Annotated in this window: 1 pseudogene; it reads right to left on the reverse strand. The window is 66.9% G+C overall.

Annotation, left to right across the window (positions count from 1 at the left end):
* Positions 1–251, reverse strand: a pseudogene (locus tag R0J88_RS22020) (hypothetical protein); the annotation flags it as partial.

The raw sequence follows: 251 nt of genomic DNA on the forward strand, positions 1-251 counted from the left end.
GTGAGGACCAGCTCGCTTGCGCCCTTGGGGCTCACACATAGCCAGTCGATGCCGGCAGGCGGCTCGACGGTGCCGTTGGTCTCCACCGCGATCTCGAAGCCGCGGGCGTGCATCGCGTCCACCAGCTCACTGTCGAGCTGCAACAGCGGCTCACCGCCGGTGAAGACCACATAGGGCGTGGCGATGCCGGTGTGTTCCGGCCACAGGCTGGCCAAAAAGTCCGCCAGCGCGTTTGCGGTGCGGAACTTGCC

This window comes from Pseudoalteromonas sp. SIMBA_162 (assembly GCF_046535955.1).
GTDB lineage: Bacteria > Pseudomonadota > Gammaproteobacteria > Enterobacterales > Alteromonadaceae > Pseudoalteromonas > Pseudoalteromonas marina.